General features: G+C 44.5%; 21 protein-coding genes and 1 pseudogene. 9 read left to right on the forward strand and 13 right to left on the reverse strand.

Annotated features, from left to right (window positions below; translation table 11 throughout):
- Positions 1-251: 251 nt before the first annotated feature.
- The gene (locus tag GKZ89_RS16045; protein ID WP_241680295.1) at positions 252-719 is read left to right on the forward strand and encodes a GNAT family N-acetyltransferase; all 468 of its coding nucleotides are present in this window, start codon (positions 252-254) and stop codon (positions 717-719) included.
- 473 nt (positions 720-1,192) lie between these two features.
- Here GKZ89_RS16045 and GKZ89_RS16050 read toward each other — a convergent pair whose 3' ends face one another.
- The 3 genes from GKZ89_RS16050 to GKZ89_RS16060 all read right to left on the reverse strand — a co-directional run bounded on the left by GKZ89_RS16050 (position 1,193) and on the right by GKZ89_RS16060 (position 3,758).
- Complete coding sequence (locus GKZ89_RS16050) at positions 1,193-2,644, reverse strand: protein adenylyltransferase SelO (protein ID WP_155113427.1); 1,452 nt, start codon at positions 2,642-2,644, stop codon at positions 1,193-1,195.
- 97 nt (positions 2,645-2,741) lie between these two features.
- Positions 2,742-2,897: a hypothetical protein gene (locus tag GKZ89_RS16055; protein WP_155113428.1), complete on the reverse strand. Its 156-nt coding sequence runs from the start codon at positions 2,895-2,897 to the stop codon at positions 2,742-2,744.
- A 141-nt stretch (positions 2,898-3,038) separates the two neighbouring features.
- Entirely contained in the window at positions 3,039-3,758 is a 720-nt protein-coding gene (locus tag GKZ89_RS16060; RefSeq protein WP_241680296.1) for a Na-translocating system protein MpsC family protein, read from the reverse strand.
- Positions 3,759-4,003: 245 nt separating this feature from the next.
- Between GKZ89_RS16060 and GKZ89_RS16065 the strand changes: the two genes are divergently transcribed.
- The 4 genes from GKZ89_RS16065 to GKZ89_RS16080 all read left to right on the forward strand — a co-directional run bounded on the left by GKZ89_RS16065 (position 4,004) and on the right by GKZ89_RS16080 (position 6,416).
- On the forward strand, positions 4,004-4,693 hold the full coding sequence (locus tag GKZ89_RS16065; RefSeq protein WP_241680297.1) for a Na-translocating system protein MpsC family protein: 690 nt from the start codon (positions 4,004-4,006) through the stop codon (positions 4,691-4,693).
- A gap of 116 nt (positions 4,694-4,809) precedes the next feature.
- Entirely contained in the window at positions 4,810-5,229 is a 420-nt protein-coding gene (locus GKZ89_RS16070; RefSeq protein WP_277753244.1) for an anti-sigma regulatory factor, read from the forward strand.
- Between the two features lie 76 nt (positions 5,230-5,305).
- Positions 5,306-5,704, forward strand: coding sequence for a DUF3224 domain-containing protein (locus tag GKZ89_RS16075; protein ID WP_155113429.1), 399 nt, complete (start codon positions 5,306-5,308; stop codon positions 5,702-5,704).
- Between the two features lie 109 nt (positions 5,705-5,813).
- The gene (locus tag GKZ89_RS16080) at positions 5,814-6,416 is read left to right on the forward strand and encodes an esterase/lipase family protein (protein ID WP_155113430.1); all 603 of its coding nucleotides are present in this window, start codon (positions 5,814-5,816) and stop codon (positions 6,414-6,416) included.
- A gap of 863 nt (positions 6,417-7,279) precedes the next feature.
- On the opposite strand, the gene GKZ89_RS16085 is transcribed toward GKZ89_RS16080, so the two are convergent.
- The 8 genes and pseudogenes from GKZ89_RS16085 to GKZ89_RS16120 form a co-directional block, all read right to left on the reverse strand.
- Entirely contained in the window at positions 7,280-8,236 is a 957-nt protein-coding gene (locus tag GKZ89_RS16085) for a sensor domain-containing diguanylate cyclase (protein ID WP_155113431.1), read from the reverse strand.
- 67 nt (positions 8,237-8,303) lie between these two features.
- The gene (locus GKZ89_RS16090; RefSeq protein WP_155113432.1) at positions 8,304-9,023 is read right to left on the reverse strand and encodes a VCBS repeat-containing protein; all 720 of its coding nucleotides are present in this window, start codon (positions 9,021-9,023) and stop codon (positions 8,304-8,306) included.
- 72 nt (positions 9,024-9,095) lie between these two features.
- Positions 9,096-9,632, reverse strand: a complete 537-nt coding sequence (locus tag GKZ89_RS16095; protein WP_155113433.1) for a Uma2 family endonuclease — start codon at positions 9,630-9,632, stop codon at positions 9,096-9,098.
- 14 nt (positions 9,633-9,646) lie between these two features.
- Positions 9,647-10,195, reverse strand: a pseudogene (locus tag GKZ89_RS16100) (class I SAM-dependent methyltransferase).
- Positions 10,196-10,629: 434 nt separating this feature from the next.
- Positions 10,630-10,959, reverse strand: coding sequence for a hypothetical protein (locus GKZ89_RS16105; protein ID WP_162356969.1), 330 nt, complete (start codon positions 10,957-10,959; stop codon positions 10,630-10,632).
- Positions 10,960-11,230: 271 nt separating this feature from the next.
- On the reverse strand, positions 11,231-11,434 hold the full coding sequence (locus GKZ89_RS16110) for a hypothetical protein (RefSeq protein ID WP_155113435.1): 204 nt from the start codon (positions 11,432-11,434) through the stop codon (positions 11,231-11,233).
- A 191-nt stretch (positions 11,435-11,625) separates the two neighbouring features.
- Positions 11,626-11,958 (reverse strand): hypothetical protein, encoded by a 333-nt coding sequence (locus tag GKZ89_RS16115; RefSeq protein WP_155113436.1) that lies wholly within the window; start codon positions 11,956-11,958, stop codon positions 11,626-11,628.
- A 171-nt stretch (positions 11,959-12,129) separates the two neighbouring features.
- A complete protein-coding gene (locus tag GKZ89_RS16120) occupies positions 12,130-12,459 on the reverse strand; it encodes a hypothetical protein (RefSeq protein ID WP_155113437.1) in 330 nt (109 codons plus the stop codon).
- 146 nt (positions 12,460-12,605) lie between these two features.
- On the opposite strand from GKZ89_RS16120, the gene GKZ89_RS16125 reads away from it, so the two are divergent.
- Entirely contained in the window at positions 12,606-13,175 is a 570-nt protein-coding gene (locus GKZ89_RS16125; RefSeq protein ID WP_155113438.1) for a DUF6434 domain-containing protein, read from the forward strand.
- On the forward strand, positions 13,172-13,795 hold the full coding sequence (locus tag GKZ89_RS16130; protein WP_155113439.1) for a hypothetical protein: 624 nt from the start codon (positions 13,172-13,174) through the stop codon (positions 13,793-13,795). The genes GKZ89_RS16125 and GKZ89_RS16130 overlap by 4 nt, the downstream gene beginning before the upstream one ends.
- On the opposite strand, the gene GKZ89_RS16135 is transcribed toward GKZ89_RS16130, so the two are convergent.
- A complete protein-coding gene (locus GKZ89_RS16135) occupies positions 13,740-14,165 on the reverse strand; it encodes a YhfM domain-containing protein (RefSeq protein ID WP_241680298.1) in 426 nt (141 codons plus the stop codon). The two genes, GKZ89_RS16130 and GKZ89_RS16135, sit on opposite strands and share 56 nt — an antisense overlap.
- Positions 14,166-14,177: 12 nt before the next feature.
- The gene (locus GKZ89_RS16140) at positions 14,178-14,846 is read right to left on the reverse strand and encodes a hypothetical protein (RefSeq protein ID WP_155113440.1); all 669 of its coding nucleotides are present in this window, start codon (positions 14,844-14,846) and stop codon (positions 14,178-14,180) included.
- Positions 14,847-14,884: 38 nt separating this feature from the next.
- Between GKZ89_RS16140 and GKZ89_RS16145 the strand changes: the two genes are divergently transcribed.
- Together GKZ89_RS16145 and GKZ89_RS16150 are read left to right on the forward strand one after the other, a co-directional pair.
- On the forward strand, positions 14,885-15,526 hold the full coding sequence (locus GKZ89_RS16145) for a DUF3885 domain-containing protein (protein ID WP_155113441.1): 642 nt from the start codon (positions 14,885-14,887) through the stop codon (positions 15,524-15,526).
- Positions 15,527-15,603: 77 nt separating this feature from the next.
- Complete coding sequence (locus GKZ89_RS16150) at positions 15,604-16,425, forward strand: alpha/beta fold hydrolase (RefSeq protein WP_155113442.1); 822 nt, start codon at positions 15,604-15,606, stop codon at positions 16,423-16,425.
- Positions 16,426-16,428 lie beyond the last annotated feature (3 nt).

The raw sequence follows: 16,428 nt of genomic DNA on the forward strand, positions 1-16,428 counted from the left end.
TGTGCGTCCGCTATGAACCGATTCTGCTGATGAAGCATTTACTATAAAAGATTTTCAAAACAAGGAGGTTGTCCAGCGGGTGTTTAAGAGAAAAGCAAGAATCCGTCTTTTATCCAACGGAGATAAAAATTTCTTGATTGTATGGAGCAAACCAGTCAGCCTGTTCGAAAGAATCAAACGGCGATTCAAATAAAAGAGTAGCAGGAAAACCCCCTCCATGTTATCATCCATTAAAAGGAAGAGGGGTAAAGATGATGCAGATCAGCCAGACAAAGGATTATACAGTCATTTCCAAATTGAACCGGTACGTCCACGAACTCCATACCGCCCTCTACCCGGAATATTTCAAACCCTATCATTTCGAAGAGATCCAAAGCTTTTTCCAAAAAATCATCAATCGTGAAAACTATCTCTTTCTCCTCATTCAGGATGGAGAACAGCCGGCAGGCTACCTTTGGGCCGAATGGCGCCAATATCCCGAAAACGCGTTTAAAAAAGCGTATCAATCTCTGTACATCCACCAGATCAGCATTGCCTCTGAATACCAAAACAAAGGCTGCGGCACGCTCATGCTTGAAGAAGCAGAGCAGCTCGCCAAAGCCGGCAACTGCAGCAAAATTGAACTCGATTACTGGGCAGGAAACGAAAATGCCAAACGCTTCTATGAAAAGAATGGGTTCAGCAAACACCGCGAATTTGTTTTCAAGGATATAAATTGAAGAAGCCGGTCCACTGTGCAAGGGGCCGGCTTTTTGTGTTTTTGGATTTAATAGACTCATAGGATAAGCGGGGTCAGTCCCGCTCTGCTTTAACGCATCAGGGGACAGAGACTCAACACCGCTATCCTTTGCGCCCCAAGGGTTTGCAGACTTGGTGCCGGAGCTTTAGTCCAGCAGAGAATGTGGGGACTGGCACCGGGTCTGTCCCCACTTGCTTCACCGCATCACGGGACAGAGACTCAACACCATTACCCCTTGTGCCCCAACGGTTTGCAGAGCCGGTGCCGGAGCTTTAGTGCTTTATCAGAGTGAGGGACTGACCCCTCCACAAACCCAATCCTATGCAGCGAAGAGGACATACCCTTCACAAATCCAACCATATGTACCCAAGAGGCACTCACCCGTTCATAATCCAATCCCATGCAGCAAAAAAGAGACTGGCCCCTTGCAAAGGCCAATCTCTTCTACTAAAATCATGTCCCGCAATAAGTCTGATAAGGTCCGCATTCAGGTCCAGGAGGTGCAGTGTATGGTTCCTGCTCTGCAGAATGCGCATAAGGATCTGCCAATACGTTCAGCAATTGATCCATTACACTCCGGTCCCCGTTCACTGCGGCATCAAGTGCTTCTTCCACCCGGTGGTTGCGGGGGATGATTGCAGGGTTGCTTGTGCGCATGAGTTCTCTGGATTGTGCAGTGGTTTGTTCCTGGCGGACGAGACGTTCCTGCCAGGCTTCTTCCCATTGGACAAATTCCGGTATTTCATGAAGACTGCTGTCCTTCAGGCGGTCAAAGGTCAGGGCACGGAACGTGTTGGTGTAGTCCGCTTTATGCTTTTGCATAAGAGAGAGCAGATTTTCAATAAGCTTTTCATCTTCTTTTTCTTCATTATAAAGACCAAGCTTGGCTCTCATGCCGCTGATCCAGCTTTCCGAGAACTCCCGGGGATAGGCGGAGATGGCGGCTTCAGCAAGTTTAATGGCCTCATCTTCTTCGTCGTGCAGAACGGGAAGGAGAGCTTCCGCAAATCTCGCCAGGTTCCAGCCGCCGATTCCCGGCTGATTGCCATAAGCGTAGCGGCCCTGAGCATCAATGGAACTGAAAACGGTGCTCATGCTGTATTCATTCATGAATGCGCATGGTCCATAGTCTATGGTTTCACCGCTTATGGTCATGTTGTCGGTATTCATGACGCCGTGGATGAATCCAGCCTGCTGCCATTTGGCAATTAGGGCTGCCTGCCGTTTAATGACACCTTCAAGCAAAGCCAGATATGGGTTTTCTTCATCCGCTCCGCCGGGATAATGGCGCTGGATAGCGTAATCGGCCAGTGCTTTTACATCTTCTGTACTTCCCATGTTCGCAGCATATTGGAAGGTGCCGACCCTCAGATGGCTGGAAGCAGTTCGGGTTAAAACGGCTCCCGGGAGTTTGGTTTCCCTATAGACCCCTTCACCGGTTTCCACCACGGCGAGGCTCCGGGTCGTCGGGATGCCAAGTCCATGCATCGCTTCACTGATAATGTATTCACGGAGCATCGGTCCGAGTGCTGCCCGCCCATCGCCGCCCCTGGAATAAGGAGTCCTCCCTGAACCTTTTAATTGGATGTCGACACGTGTTCCATCCGGTGCCATCTGTTCACCAAGCAGCATTGCCCTTCCATCGCCAAGCATCGTAAAGTGGCCGAATTGGTGGCCGGCATAGGCCTGTGCAATGGGAACAGCCCCCTCTGCAGCCCGGCTTCCGGAGAGCACTTCAATTCCATCTGGTGTTTCCAGCACATCCGCATTCAATCCGAGAGATTCGGCTAATTTTCGATTCACGATCACAAGCTTTGGGGATACGACTGGATTCGGATCCACCTTGCTGTAGAACGTCTCCGGAAGACGGGTATAGCTCATATCCAGATTCCATCCGGTTTTCATCTGATTTCCCCCTCATTTTATCGCCTTTAATGTACCGTCTTTAACCATGTATTATACCTTTTCCACATGAAAGACGCTTTAAAAACGATTGAGGGATTCATGCTTTCTCAGCGTACTGCGCGAGAAAAGCATTCAGCATTTCAATATCCATTTTTACTTGATTTTTTAAATCCAGGCTCTCGCATGTATGATAATCCTGCTGCAGTCTTTCAAGCTCTTTTTTCATTAAAGTTAACTCCAGGTCGTGATTCATCCACCCAAACCCCTTCGCTTGAATTCTTAGTTGAGCGTCATGCCCCTCCGGCTGCAAAAAATAGAAAAAGCCGAAAAGAACAGAAGGATTCCTGTTCTTTTCGGCTTATGTCCGGCACAATTTGTCCAGCTCATTACTGCCTTAAACTTCATTCGGTTTTAATATAAAGGAGATGACGCTGTTATCCAGAACAAAATCCCAATCCACAAATACATCCTGAACAACGGCATTTAATACTTTAGAAAATTGAGTGCTGTTAATCAGCATGTCTCCTTCCAGCTGCCGTTTGGCAATCCGGAGATTCTCATCGAAACCGAGGGAGATCAGCTGTTTTTCAATAGGGACCAGAATCCCTTCACGGATTACAATCAAAGAACGCGGACTAAGAAGATAGGAAAAAACCCCGTCCGGCACTTTTTCGGCCCGTTCGCTGATTTTAATAATTTCCTTGTGTACCTCTTCTTTGCCATCGTACGAGGCAATTGTATCCGTACCACCTGCCGGAAGCTCCGGACAGACACCGACCAGTACCCCGGTCTGATTGGACAGATTCCAGTCATAGTAGAGATGCTGGATATCCATGTCCGTAATCGCTTTAATTTGCCCGCGGAATTCGGGGTCAAGAGACTTCATCAAGTATTCCCGGGCTTTTTTCACTGTCATGTCCTGACCCTGGTCAAGAAGCACCTGTTCCATCGCCGACATGAAGCCGTTTATGTACACCAGTACATAAGGCTGTGCAATCGTTACATGGAGCGCTTCAGGCCCTTTGCCGAACTTATCCCGCAGCAGCTTACCGAAATTGCTTGCCAGCTTTGTCTGCTGCGCCTTAATATCCATCGTTTGAAACTGCCTTTCCATTAGAAAGAAGCATCATATCCTCTCTCCTTTTCCTATTTTATCATCGGTCCCAAAAAAATTAAATAGACAATATGCTAAATACTGCTATACCCTTATTGAAAAAAAAGAAACCAAAATTTAGAAAGTTTTCGCGTTAATATGGATAAATGGGTAGGTAAATACCTGCGTATACGTTATAATAGAAGAAACTGCTGATTATTTCAGAGTTATCGCTGGTTATCATGTTTTGGCAAAGGATGACGAGATTGGCACTTAATACGAAGGAAAAAGAGCTTGGCAGTTACATTGGAAAACTACTGAGGGATCACTTTGGAAAAGGGCCGGGTTCTGTTTTCGCCGCCATATCCCATCCTTATGTGACAGTTTACATCAAGGATTTTCTTACACCAATGGAAAATAAACTGCTCGACAGTGAGCAGGACAAGTACGTCCAGAAAATACGCGATATGCTGATGGAGAAGCTGATTGAAGAAATTAAAGCCTACATCAAGCTGAACATAGACATCGAGATCGAAGAATTTTATTATGACTGGAACCTGTCAACCCATACCGGCATGTTTACAGGGATTGCGGCTGACTCCCTTGAGGACAGCAGTACTTATCCGAACCAGCAGGATGTTCATAACGAAATCATTAAGGTAAGCATCAAAGCCGAAAAAGCACCGGGCAATGTGTATTCCAGCCTGTTGAATCCGAGAACGCTGATCGTGGTCCGGAAGCGCATCCTTACATCGATTGAAAAAGAAATCATCCAGCTTGGATACCCGGAGATCCTGACACTCGCCAAACGGAATCTTGAAAAGGGCCTTATAGATGAACATAAAAACCAGCTTCAGAGCTTTTTGGACGCTGACTTTGAAGACATCTTTGCTTCCTGGGATTTCGACCGGGACAAAAGTGTATTTCTCTTTATTCTCAAACCTAATCATTCATAACGGCAGCAATGAGCTAGGCGATAGAACTAGACATAAGCCAAAAGAAAGCAAGCTTACTTTCTTTTGGCTTTTTTTAATAGATTAAATACGGGGACGTATTCTCAGGGGTGGACTGAATGAATATTCAAGAGATGGATCAGATTCTTGTGATTCCGATCCAGAAAGAAGACGACATCATCATAGCCCGCAAAACGGCAAGAGAATTGACCCAGTTGATGGAGTTTAAACCTGCCAATCAAGCAAGAATTCTGACCGCTGTGTCAGAGCTTGCCCGAAATATATATCGCTATGCGGGAGACGGCCACATTCGATTTGAAACCGTCGAGGAACAAATGAAAAGAGGCATCCGGATCACAGCCATTGATTCCGGACCCGGCATTAAGAATATCCGGCAGGCCATGGAACAAGGCTTCACCACATCAGGCAGCCTTGGCGCAGGCCTCCCCGGCGTAAAAAAAATGATGGACGAATTTTTCATCGAATCTTGTCCGGAAAATGGAACAACGGTCAACGTGGCTAAATGGGAATTGAGATAAACAAGACACCGGGGCTTTTGCTCCAGTGTTTTTTTAATAGCAAACGATAAATATTAATTGGAAAAGGGAGATGAAAATGGAGGCACAATTTACTGTAAGCAAGTGGGATGAAAAACCGGTGGATGACACAAGAGAAGCTTTCCCCGTTCATATTGCACACGTCGAATACGAATTAAATGGGGATTTAACAGGAAAAGCACATGTGGAGTATTTGCTCTATTATTTAAATTCAAGCCAGGCAGACGGTCACCTGGCTACGTCAAAAACCTCAGGCTTTCTCCATTTCGAAGGAACGTACCTGGGTAAATACGGCACCTTCACTGCTGAAGAACATGGAATATTTGACAAAGGCCACCTGGATTCTCCCGGCACAATAATTGAAGCTGCGGGAGAACTGGAAAACCTGAAGGGCACCTATCACTATGAATTTTCAGGACAAAGCTGCAAACTAATTCTGGATTTATCAATCATTTGAAAGCACCCGTAACGGGTGTTTTTTTGTTAGTAAAAATTGCCGCTTGAATCCCCATCCAGAATATATAACGATAGAAGCAAGCAAACTACTTTATTTCTGGGAGGGCACTATGAAAAATCTTGCGGCAATGATTTCATTTGCACTACTTCTATCTTTTTCCATCCTACAGCCGGCTCCATCAAAGGCTGCGGAGCAGGAACGCAACCCGGTCATCTTCATCCATGGCGCAGGCGGCATCGGTGCAAGCTTCAAGCTCGTTGAAAACCAGCTTGTAAAAAAAGGCTGGAACCCTGATGAACTGTACGCAATAGAAATGGCCGATAAAACGGGAAACAACCTGACAAACGGCAAGCAGCTTGAACGCTTTGTCGATAAAGTCAAAAAAGAAACCGGCAAAAGCAAGGTCGACATCATTGGCCACAGTGCCGGCGGCATGAACGCCCTCTACTACACAACCAAACTCGGCGGAGCCGAAAACGTCGAAGACATTGTCACCCTCGGAGCACCCAACCGCTTTGTCGGATCAACTGCTCCCGAAAGCATACGCTATACATCCATCTACAGCACCAGTGACTACATCGTCCGCCCCCAGCTAGCCAAGCTGGACGGTGCGAAAAACATAGAGCTGCGCGGTGTGAACCACTTCGCATACCTCTACAACAGTGATGTGCAGAAATTAATTGAAGAAGGCCTGAACGGCGGAGGCGAATAAACGAAAGACGGGGAGGCTGATCCCCGTCTTTTTTGGTTGAGTTGGTTAGGGCCGTGTTTCGGTCTCCAGAGTCGCTATTTTTTATTGTAAGCGCATTCTATTCCTTTTCCGGTCTCAGATGCAGCTATTTCCCCACTTTGAACTAAATTTCACCACTTTTCCTGCAAATAAGAGCTCCTGAGACCGTTCACCGCGGAAATTGCTTCTTTTCTTAGAAATAACGGCCGCTGAGACCGATTGGGCACGGTTCGGTCTCCAGAGCCGTTATTCCCTTTATGTAAGCGCTACCCTACACTCTTCCGGTCTCAGATGCAGCTATTTCCCCACTTTGAACTAAATTTCACCACTTTTCCTGCAAATAAGAGCTCCTGAGACCGTTCACCGCGGAAATTGCTTCTTTTCTCAGAAATAACGGCCGCTGAGACCGATTGGGCCCTGTTCGGTCTCCAGAGCCGCTATTTTCAGTATGTAAGTGCTGCCCTGCACGCTTCCGGTCTCAGATGCAGCTATTTCTCCTCTCTGCACTAAAATTCGACACTTTTCCCGCAAATAAGAGCTCCTGAGACCGGTCACCGCGGAAATCGCTTTTTTTCACAAAAATAACGGCCGCTGAGACCGATTGGGCCCTGTTCGGTCTCCAGAGCCGCTATTTTTAATATATAAGCGCTTTCCTACACTCTTCCGGTCTCAGATGCAGCTATTCCTCCACTCTGCACTGAAATTCACCACTTTTCCCGCAAATAAGAGCTCCTGAGACCGGTCACCGCGGAAATTGCTCCTTTTCGCGAAAATAACGGCCGCTGAGACCGGTCGGGCCCGGTTAGGTCTCAAGGGCCGTTATCCTGCTGCTATAGCGGGTTTTATCAGCTGCAGTCCTGATGTCCGCTGATCCGGTATGTATTCTTTCCTCCTGCTTTGGCATCGTAAAGCGCACTGTCCGCTTTTTTCAGGAGCTGGTTCAGGTCTCCTTTGTCCGCGGGGGACCAGGGGGCAATTCCGATACTGGCGGAAACCAGAATGTTTTTCAGGAGCGGCTCAGCAAACTGAGCAAGAAGCCCTTCTGCCTGCTCACAGATATGAGCTTCTGTGGCAAGATCCGTAAAACAAAGAATAAATTCATCTCCACCGAGACGGACTGCGTATCCGCTCTGTGTTCCCATAAAGGAGCGAATTCTCTCTGCCACTTCTTTCAGCAGCTGGTCCCCGGTATCATGGCCATAGCTGTCATTGATTTGCTTGAACCCGTCAAGGTCTATAAAAAATAGGGCTCCTCCGCTGGATTCCGTATGGCCAAACGTTTTATCAAGAAATTCCCGGTTGTATAACCCGGTTAATGAGTCTCTTAATGCCTTTCGTTCGAGCTCCAGGTAGTAGGAAAACATTTTGGCCAGGCGCTGAAACATTTTGATGCTCTTCGCGCTGAAGACAGCAGGGGTTTGCTTCACTGCACACAGCGTTCCGAACGTTTCACCATTTCTCAATGTGATTGGGACGCCCATATAAGATTGAATGTTTCGTTCCAAAAGGAGGGTTTTCAATTCACCCAGGTCAGCTTGTGATATATCTTCAAATACGAGCGGCTCATTTTGTTCAAAATCAATCCGGCTGCATGCTGTTTCTGGAAGGTCCGCCTGCATCCCCTCTTTAATCGCAATGTCTGTATGGTGATCCATCACTTTTAAAACGATTTGTTTCGTGTCCGTCAACGTACTTAAAAAAATCAGCTTGTCCGGTATTAATTCATTCGCCATGTTTAACAAATCCGCAGCCAGTTCATCAAAATCCCTATACATCTCTACTTCATCCAAATAAATGTCCATCTAAAGCCCCCTTACAGTCATTATACGGAGATAACAGATAAATGGAAACACTCCTTCAGCCCACGGCTTAAGGAGTATTTCCTGAAATAGCAACGTACTGATTTTCCAAAATGAACCGATTCGCCTGCCATCCCAATGTATTTATCACGTATCCGAGCGCATCTGCATTGTACCGCCCTGCTATTTTCTGATAGGCAAGCAGTTCATACACCCCATTCGAATCAAAATCGACGGGGTACAACCCGCTCAATGGATTGACAAAGCCGCTAATCGGCATTTTCAGCTTGCCGTCCGGTGTGTAAATTTCATTCAGATACTCCCGGTCCCTGCCTGAAATATCAATCAAATACTGAAGGCCGTTATACTGACTCAGCACCTTTACCCTGTAGTTGTCCAGATAGGTGACCTCGTATTGGTACTGCTCATTATATTGATCTGAATCAAACAATTTTCGCGGCTGGTCATTTAGAAAGGAATACATGTAGTCGTACGTGAAAGCCCCGCTGCCGCCGCTATTGATCCGGACTAAAATATCCGCCGTCCTGTTCCCAGTGAAATCACCAAGAAAAAGCGTCGGGTCATATCCGGCATTATTCCGGAATGTCACCCTTCTCACAGCCCCTGTTTTTTCGTTCTGCACAACAAGCGTAATGTTCTGGACAAACGGACTGTCCGCTGTCTTCACCCCGGTCAGATACACATTGTCCGGCACCCGGTCCCCTGTTACATCTCCCCTGGCAAACGCCACAACCTGCGGCTGATTCACAGCCCTCTGATGATCATACATAGGCCGCCCCCCTTTAATTGATACTTAGTTTATGGGCGGGGGAAGAAATGGGTGCAAAATAAAAAGCCCTGCTCATTGGAACAAGGCTTCCGCATTGACAGAGAACGTTCCAAACAAACCGGACTGAATGGTTCCCTTCTCTTTTACCACGTCTTTTAGTGAGTATTGGTTTTGATCTGCCAGGGTGTAAAGCTGGATGGTTTGAAGAAGAGGATTAACGATCCAATATTCCTTCACTCCATACTGCATATACAGATTCAGCTTCGTGACCAGGTCATGGGACTGATTGGACGGGCTGATGATTTCTGTGATTAGCGAAGGAACACCCGTGTATCTCTGCTCGCCCAACCCACTTTTGTCGCAAATGACAGTGATGTCGGGGATGACCACCGCTTCTCCTTTTGCCAGTTCAACATCAAGCGGAGCATAAAACACTTCACAATCTTTGCTTGCTGCCAGTGGCAGCAGCTGGATAAACAACCGTCCGGAAATCCGCTGATGGACGGTAGATGGTGAAGGAAGGAAACAGATTTCTCCTTGTATGTATTCCATTAAATCATCACTTTGATTTCGCTTTTGAAAATATTCCTCAATTGTTAAGCCGCTCATCTAATTCCCTCCCTCTATCGCTTCACCGCATCCACAATCAGCGAAGGAAAAACAAGCTTTTCCCCATGATTTCTCGGGTCAAATTTTTTGGACCGGAAAATGACCCCGTCATCCCCATCCCAGAGATTTTCATAAAACGTTCCGTCCTCGCTGCAGTATTCCAGCAGTTTTACTTCAAAGCCGGCACTCTCAAACATTTGAGTCAATGTGCGATAGGTATGTACGATTTTGTGGCTCGCCGCAGGATGATCCTCTGGTCCGGGTCCCCCTATCTGTACAATTTCCTAATAACCTTCATCCGGAAAATACCCGTCAGGCACCGCACAGCGAATATAGCCGCCTTGCTTCAGATATGCCCTGCACAACTTTGCCGCCTCCACCCCTTCAGCAAAAGTCAGGTGCTCCCAAACATGCTCAGCCAGAATCGCTGAAACAGACTCTTTCTCAAACTGCCTCTTCCAAGTCCCGGAGTCCAGCAGGTTCAAATCTTCTTCCTGCGTATGCAGCCAGCCGGGGTTGTTGTTGTAGGGGCCGGCGCCGATGACGATTTTCAGTTCATCCATTATAAGTTCCTCCTGCATCAGGATGCGAATACAATCGCATTGGGGTATTTTTTTAAAATTCTTGCCTGTTTATCTTAGGATTCACAACATTATTGACTTCATCATCCTCATAAGCTTGTTCTGAATGGAAACTATATAAATAATCAGATAGCACAGATTTCTCCTTTATTATTTGCTATGACTCATACCTCTGGCTTCGCGCGAATTTTTTCTGGGTTATATTCATACTTGCTTCTTTTCCTCTATGTGCTATTATCACTTCACCACCGTTCTCGAACATTGCCACATCTAAAACTGGAAATAGGTATGGATGCTGTCAACCAAGTCACAGCTTTCGAGACCCGCCCCATATACTTCCATCTGAATATTTTTATCGAAAGCAGCTACTGATAGAGAGCTGAATGTTTTATGTGTAATCCATCGGTTTACACTTCTTAATCGATCTTAGACTTCTTCATAGCATCTGCAGTCATTTCCCTATAATTTTCAGGATTATAAGATATTTGTACAGTTCTTTGGTTTGGCTTTTCCCCCTCGAAGTGTCCACGAACAAATAAAACTCCACCCCCACTTTGCGAGGAGAACTCATAGCCGTCAATTTCAAATACTTTTCCATAAAATTCTTTTGCAAAATTAACTGCAATCGGAGTTGCATATTCTTTAATCTTTTCCTGCTCTTCCTTCTCTTTTGCACTCGTACCACAGCCCGCAACTATCATTGCAAACACCACCATCGTAAAAATTAAAAAGAACATCTTTTTCAATGTCAGTACCCCGCGCTTCATAAACCCTTCTGAATAAGAAGGAATATTCAGTTAATAAGAATTATTGCTTCTGTTCCTCTGTATATAATCACTACTTCAATAACATTCTAACTGGTGCATCCAGACTATTGTCTGTGTGGGTAAATGCTGTCTATCATTTCCCAGGACTGCTCTTGCCCGCTTATCAAGCATTCATAACCTTATTGACTTCATCATCCTCATAAGCTTGTTCTGAAAGGAAACTTATCATATTGCATAATTTTCTCCTTTATTATTTGCCATGACTCATACCTCTGGCTTCCATATCACGAATGTTTTCCGGGTTATATACTACTTGTACTGACCTGAAATTAGATTTTTCTCCTTCATAATGCCCGTCTACAAAAACTTTACCGCCTCCAATCTTAGATGAGAATTCACAGCCGTCAATAATAAACTCCTTCCCATCCATCTCCTTAGCAAGCTCAACTGCCAAAGGTCCAGCAAATTCTTTAATCTTTTCCTGCTCTTCCGTCTATTTTGCACTCATACCACAGGCTGCAGCTGTTATTCCAAATACCATCATCGTTAAAATCAGCAAGAACATTTTCTTCACTGCGAGTACCTCCGCACTTCTTGTCGGAATAATTCACACATATAATTAATCAGATAGTATATAGCTCCCCTTTATTCTTTTTCTTTGCCATGGCTCATACCTCTGGCTTCCATATCGCGAATGTTTTCCGGGTTATATACTACTTGTACTGACCTGAAATTAGATTTTTCTCCTTCGTAATGTCCTCTCACAAAAATTGTTCCTCCTCCAATTTTTGAAGAGAACTTATATTCGTCTATGATTAACTCCTTCCCATCCATATCCTTAGCAAGCTCAACTGCCAAAGGGCCAGCCAATTCTTTAATCTTTTCCTGCTCTTCCTTCTCTTTCGCACTCATACCACAGGCCGCAGCTGTCATTACAAATATCACCATCAATATGATTAAAGAGAATATCTTTTTCACTGTCAGTACCTCCCTGTTTCTTTTAAAAAAACTCAATAAATGCTTCTTACCATTGAAAAAGGAGATATATGAAAACTAATTTTATATTTACTATCACATGAACATTATATTTATGTGTATTGGATAAAGCGCTCTACGGTCTATCAGTCACCATGAACATTCATCTCCTGGTTAATTTCCATTAGATAATTTAAGAGCATTCGCAGTCATTTCTCGATAATTATCTGTATTGTAAGAAATTTGAACTGTACGTCTATTAGGTTTTTCTCCTTCATAATGTCCACGAACAAATAGAAGGCCTCCTCCCAACTTTGATGAAAATTCGTAACCATCAATAATAAATTTTCCTCCCTCCATCTCTTCTGCAAATTCAATTGCGATAGGGGCAGCGTACTCTTTAATCTTTTCCTGCTCTTCCTTCTCCTCTGCACTCATACCACAGCTCACAGCTGTCACTGCAAACATCACCATCGTTATAATTAGAAAGAACCGTCTTCTCACAGTCAGCACCTCCGCCCTAATAACTACATACTAAAACTAGTTAGTTTTATGTACTTCTATGCGCAAACTAATTTCCACTTATTTCAACATTTCATTCCACATATAGGAATAAACGTTCTATAATAAAAGAAAACTGAGGTGCAAAGATGAGACCCCATTTAAATGCAGGACTAAACCCGGATACTTTCAAAGACTACTACTGGCTAAAAGAAGAACTCCAATCTTTCTGCAGAGAAAACGGTTTAAGTGCTTCCGGCTCAAAGATTGAGATTTCCAGAAGGATTGAAGCCTTTCTTCGGACAGGTGAAATTTTAAAGCCTTTGAAAAAACATTCGTCCAACGGGGCGATGAATTCAACATCAATATTAAACCTGGATACCGTCATAGCAGAAAATCACCGCTGCAGCCAGCAGGTAAGAGAATTTTTCAAGACGGTCATCCCGGCATTCCATTTTTCTTCCTATATCCAAAACTATTTTAAAACAAATGCCGGCAAAACCTATCGGGATGCGGTAAATGCCTGGCACGGGGAAGAAGCCCGTAAAAAGGATCCTTCCTACGTCAAAAGCATAGCCCCTCAATTTGAGTACAATCAATTCACTCGTGATTATTATGCCGATCCCGAAAATAAAGGGAAAAGCCGCGGGAATGCCATTGCTGCATGGAATGAAGTGAAGAAGCTCCCTGGGAGTAACCGTTATAGAGGTGTCAAATGAGAACAAGAGGGTGGAAACGAAAAATAAGAAAGCTTCAAAACTGGAAGGAAGAATCCAGCCATCCAGCCCTCACCTTCCTGTTCGAATATCATTTCGATTATGTGAAAATGTTTAACGATCACTCCATTCACTCTTTTCCTTTCTGGTATAAGAGAGAAGTTGTCCAGGCACTAGAGGATGTTGCCCAAGCTTGGACACATGTATTAAGCAGGCACCAGGACGAGTTTTATCTAAGATTAAATGTGAATCAAGACGATATCTTTGAATCTCAAATCATTATTGCGATTAGTAATCAGATCGGCCAATACAAAAATAGATTCATAGAGTGTGAGGAGAACAATGAAAAACCGTTATGGCTCTCCAAAAATGAATGGGCTCCTTTCTATTCCTGCTCAACGTGGCTTGAAGAAGAATTGGAAACGTTGGATGCCGATTATAGAAGGCTATTACTGAACAATGTAATCAAAATAAAAGAACCTTCCTCCCCGGATGAAACAGTGGCAAGGGAATACATGATCAGAGAAGGAGTCATATGGTCCTTGGAAATCGAAGGCACTAAAAAGACTATTTTTGATCAGCCATCAGCTCCCGCAGCTTCTCCGTCATTTTTGCCGAAGTAAGGTATACTGCATCATCATCCGTCACATACATAAACGTACTCTGCCTTCCTTGCTCACCAAGCCAAAAATGCAGGGCATGCGGCGGTACATCCGCCTTGTAGTGAACCGCTGCATCGTAATCCGGCATCGGCATTTTGGGAGTGCCGGATTGTTTGACGGCGGAAGTGATGGCTTGTTCAAAAATCCGGATGGATTCCTGGTCTTTAATAGACAGCAGAATTTCTTCATTCATCTCTCCTGTACCATTCGATTTGGAAAGATTGATTTCTGAGATTTTTTCGTCGAGCAGGACCATGGTTTCTTTTTGCGAGCAGGCCGCAGCAGTGAAAAGCAGCCCTGCAATAATACAAAATGACAATAAGATTTTCATCGTATTCTCCTTTTAGCGTAAGTGGTTTTTGTAATGGGTAAAGCTTTTATATGGCTCTGCCTCTTCTCGTGAAAAGTATTTAGGGTTGTGATACGGCATGTCAACCTGCTCCCAGTCGAAGTCTTCATCCACACATTTAATGTACGTATAATACCCCTCGCCATCAGAAGGAAAAGAGACTGTTCTGGATTCCCCATGAAGCAGGGCGGTATCAATGGCATCTTTTAACTCGAGTAATGCAGCGCGGTTCGCAATGAGATAGGCATTCCCATGCCATTCCTGCTGACCGAAAAAGTGAGAAATCGGCATGGATTCATGCTCTTCATAAAAGTGATCCCGGTATACTTGATTCACCTGTTTATAAACCTCTTCCGGTTTGTGCACATCTAAATAAACGTCCATATCGGTTTCAGGCATCATAAAAGGAACCCTAAAAAACTGTTTACAGAAATCCTTATAATACTCGTTGTTTTCCACGAATAGATAGCGTTCTGTTTCCAAGTCATCCACGATGAAATAATAGCTATGGATCGGCATGTTTTCTTTTTGAAAAATAAAATGATAGAGAGAATCTGTCAGTTTTTCTGTTTTCGTTAATTCGAATTTCCTGTACTTTTTCTTTATCAATTTCCCGTCAGAAAATGATAGATGGGAAACACCTATAGCAGTAAAAAGTTTCATACCGTAAACTCCTTTTAAAAACGTAAATTGGAGGTCCTATGATCCATCCATTTCTTAACACTCATTTCCCTCATCTCATATTAAGGCCGGCGCTCTTCTATTCCTGGAAGTACGGCATCCGGTTTGAAATCTCCATGCCGGGGTTGGATACTGAACATCCACAAAATCAGCAGCAAATTGCAGAAAGAAGCACCCGGATTTTTGATGATGTTTTTTTGCCGCATGACGAAGTCCTCCTGGTAACAGACATCCATTGTGCAAAAAACGATGCTTTTCTTAAAAAAAGACCTTTGAATGTCTATCAAAAATACATCAGGGACAAAGAGAAAAGAAAGAAGCTGCAGCATCTTACCCTGCCTGAAGTTTTTAATGAAGAAGACATGGTTACGCACCGGTTTTTTCTGCCTTGTCAAAAGGGGGATATCCGGTATAAGGCGCTTCTCAGGGTAATTTCGTTTGAAGATACCAATCACCCTGCAAAAATAGGAAAGGGGTTCCCTCAAGCAGGAGTGGATCTTTACTTTGTAAATCTTACCCGAAAAATCATCTATCACCTGTACGATGACCGGGGCTGTGATGTTATTGCCTCGCGTAAAGAAGAGTTGAGGTCTCTTTATGAAAAAAGACAGAATTGGATTTTGGATGATGACCGGGAGCAAATAGAGAAACTTTTTCACTGACCGCTATACACTTTCATATTTTACCAGATTATAATAGGGGATATGTTTCTATTCTGTTATTTTGTGAGGGACTCTATATGCCGACCATTCAAGTTCAAGACATTCAACTCCATTATGAAGTCCGGGGTGATGGACCTCCCGTTGTTTTCCTGCATGGCCTTGGTGCCGGATGGAGGATGTGGGAGCCGCAGATTGAGGCCTTTTCCTCCAAGTACCGGATGATTATGCCGGACATGAGAGGACACGGGGAATCCAGCAAGCACTTCCCTGATAACAAGTTTTCCGCAAGAGTGATGGCTGATGACTTGAAAGCCCTTCTGGATCGGATGGGCCTTCAGAAAGTACACCTTGTTGGATTATCCTATGGTTCTGTTACTGCCCAGCTGTTTGCAGCCAAATATCCGCAATATGTCGATAAGCTGGTGCTCTCAAACGGATACAGTGAAATCCCAACCAAAGTGGCGGGCTGGGTATTGAAGCTTTCCAATGCTATCTTCAAAATGCTGTCTTATAATACCATCATCAATCAGATGCTGAAGATTTACGGGAAAGATGAATATACGAAAAAGGTGCTGCGGGACTCATTCACCTTTGACAAAGACATGCTTATTTTCGCCAAAAACTCAGAGTTTCCGGAGCATACAAGTGAATTGAAGAACATCACTGCTGCGACTCTTGTCTTGGGCGGTGAAAAGAAGGTGATGGGTGTGGACGAAAAGAAGGGTTCCCAGACTTTGTTCGACCATATTCCGGATGCAGTTCTCGCATTATTTAAAGATGCCTTTGATCCTCTGAGTACGATGAAAAAAGATCAATTCAACGAGATGTTGCTTGATTTTTTAGCGGGCACGGATTTTAAAGAGTATGACGGGGTGACAGTTTATCGGAAGGAGCGCTAATCC

The sequence above is a fragment of the Metabacillus mangrovi genome (assembly GCF_009711125.1).
In the GTDB taxonomy this organism is placed as follows: Bacteria; Bacillota; Bacilli; order Bacillales; family Bacillaceae; genus Metabacillus_B; species Metabacillus_B mangrovi.

What these genes read in the sequence shown, in the direction of transcription:
- GKZ89_RS16125 (WP_155113438.1), top strand. Translation starts at nt 12,606, where the DNA reads ATGAGACCCCATTTAAATGCAGGACTAAACCCGGATACTTTCAAAGAC.
- GKZ89_RS16095 (WP_155113433.1), bottom strand. Translation starts at nt 9,632, where the DNA reads ATGAGCGGCTTAACAATTGAGGAATATTTTCAAAAGCGAAATCAAAGT.
- GKZ89_RS16080 (WP_155113430.1), top strand. Translation starts at nt 5,814, where the DNA reads ATGAAAAATCTTGCGGCAATGATTTCATTTGCACTACTTCTATCTTTT.
- GKZ89_RS16050 (WP_155113427.1), bottom strand. Translation starts at nt 2,644, where the DNA reads ATGAAAACCGGATGGAATCTGGATATGAGCTATACCCGTCTTCCGGAG.
- GKZ89_RS16130 (WP_155113439.1), top strand. Translation starts at nt 13,172, where the DNA reads ATGAGAACAAGAGGGTGGAAACGAAAAATAAGAAAGCTTCAAAACTGG.
- GKZ89_RS16090 (WP_155113432.1), bottom strand. Translation starts at nt 9,023, where the DNA reads ATGTATGATCATCAGAGGGCTGTGAATCAGCCGCAGGTTGTGGCGTTT.
- GKZ89_RS16045 (WP_241680295.1), top strand. Translation starts at nt 252, where the DNA reads ATGATGCAGATCAGCCAGACAAAGGATTATACAGTCATTTCCAAATTG.
- GKZ89_RS16150 (WP_155113442.1), top strand. Translation starts at nt 15,604, where the DNA reads ATGCCGACCATTCAAGTTCAAGACATTCAACTCCATTATGAAGTCCGG.
- GKZ89_RS16135 (WP_241680298.1), bottom strand. Translation starts at nt 14,165, where the DNA reads ATGAAAATCTTATTGTCATTTTGTATTATTGCAGGGCTGCTTTTCACT.
- GKZ89_RS16055 (WP_155113428.1), bottom strand. Translation starts at nt 2,897, where the DNA reads ATGAATCACGACCTGGAGTTAACTTTAATGAAAAAAGAGCTTGAAAGA.
- GKZ89_RS16070 (WP_277753244.1), top strand. Translation starts at nt 4,810, where the DNA reads ATGAATATTCAAGAGATGGATCAGATTCTTGTGATTCCGATCCAGAAA.
- GKZ89_RS16085 (WP_155113431.1), bottom strand. Translation starts at nt 8,236, where the DNA reads ATGGACATTTATTTGGATGAAGTAGAGATGTATAGGGATTTTGATGAA.
- GKZ89_RS16145 (WP_155113441.1), top strand. Translation starts at nt 14,885, where the DNA reads ATGATCCATCCATTTCTTAACACTCATTTCCCTCATCTCATATTAAGG.
- GKZ89_RS16060 (WP_241680296.1), bottom strand. Translation starts at nt 3,758, where the DNA reads ATGGAAAGGCAGTTTCAAACGATGGATATTAAGGCGCAGCAGACAAAG.
- GKZ89_RS16140 (WP_155113440.1), bottom strand. Translation starts at nt 14,846, where the DNA reads ATGAAACTTTTTACTGCTATAGGTGTTTCCCATCTATCATTTTCTGAC.
- GKZ89_RS16075 (WP_155113429.1), top strand. Translation starts at nt 5,306, where the DNA reads ATGGAGGCACAATTTACTGTAAGCAAGTGGGATGAAAAACCGGTGGAT.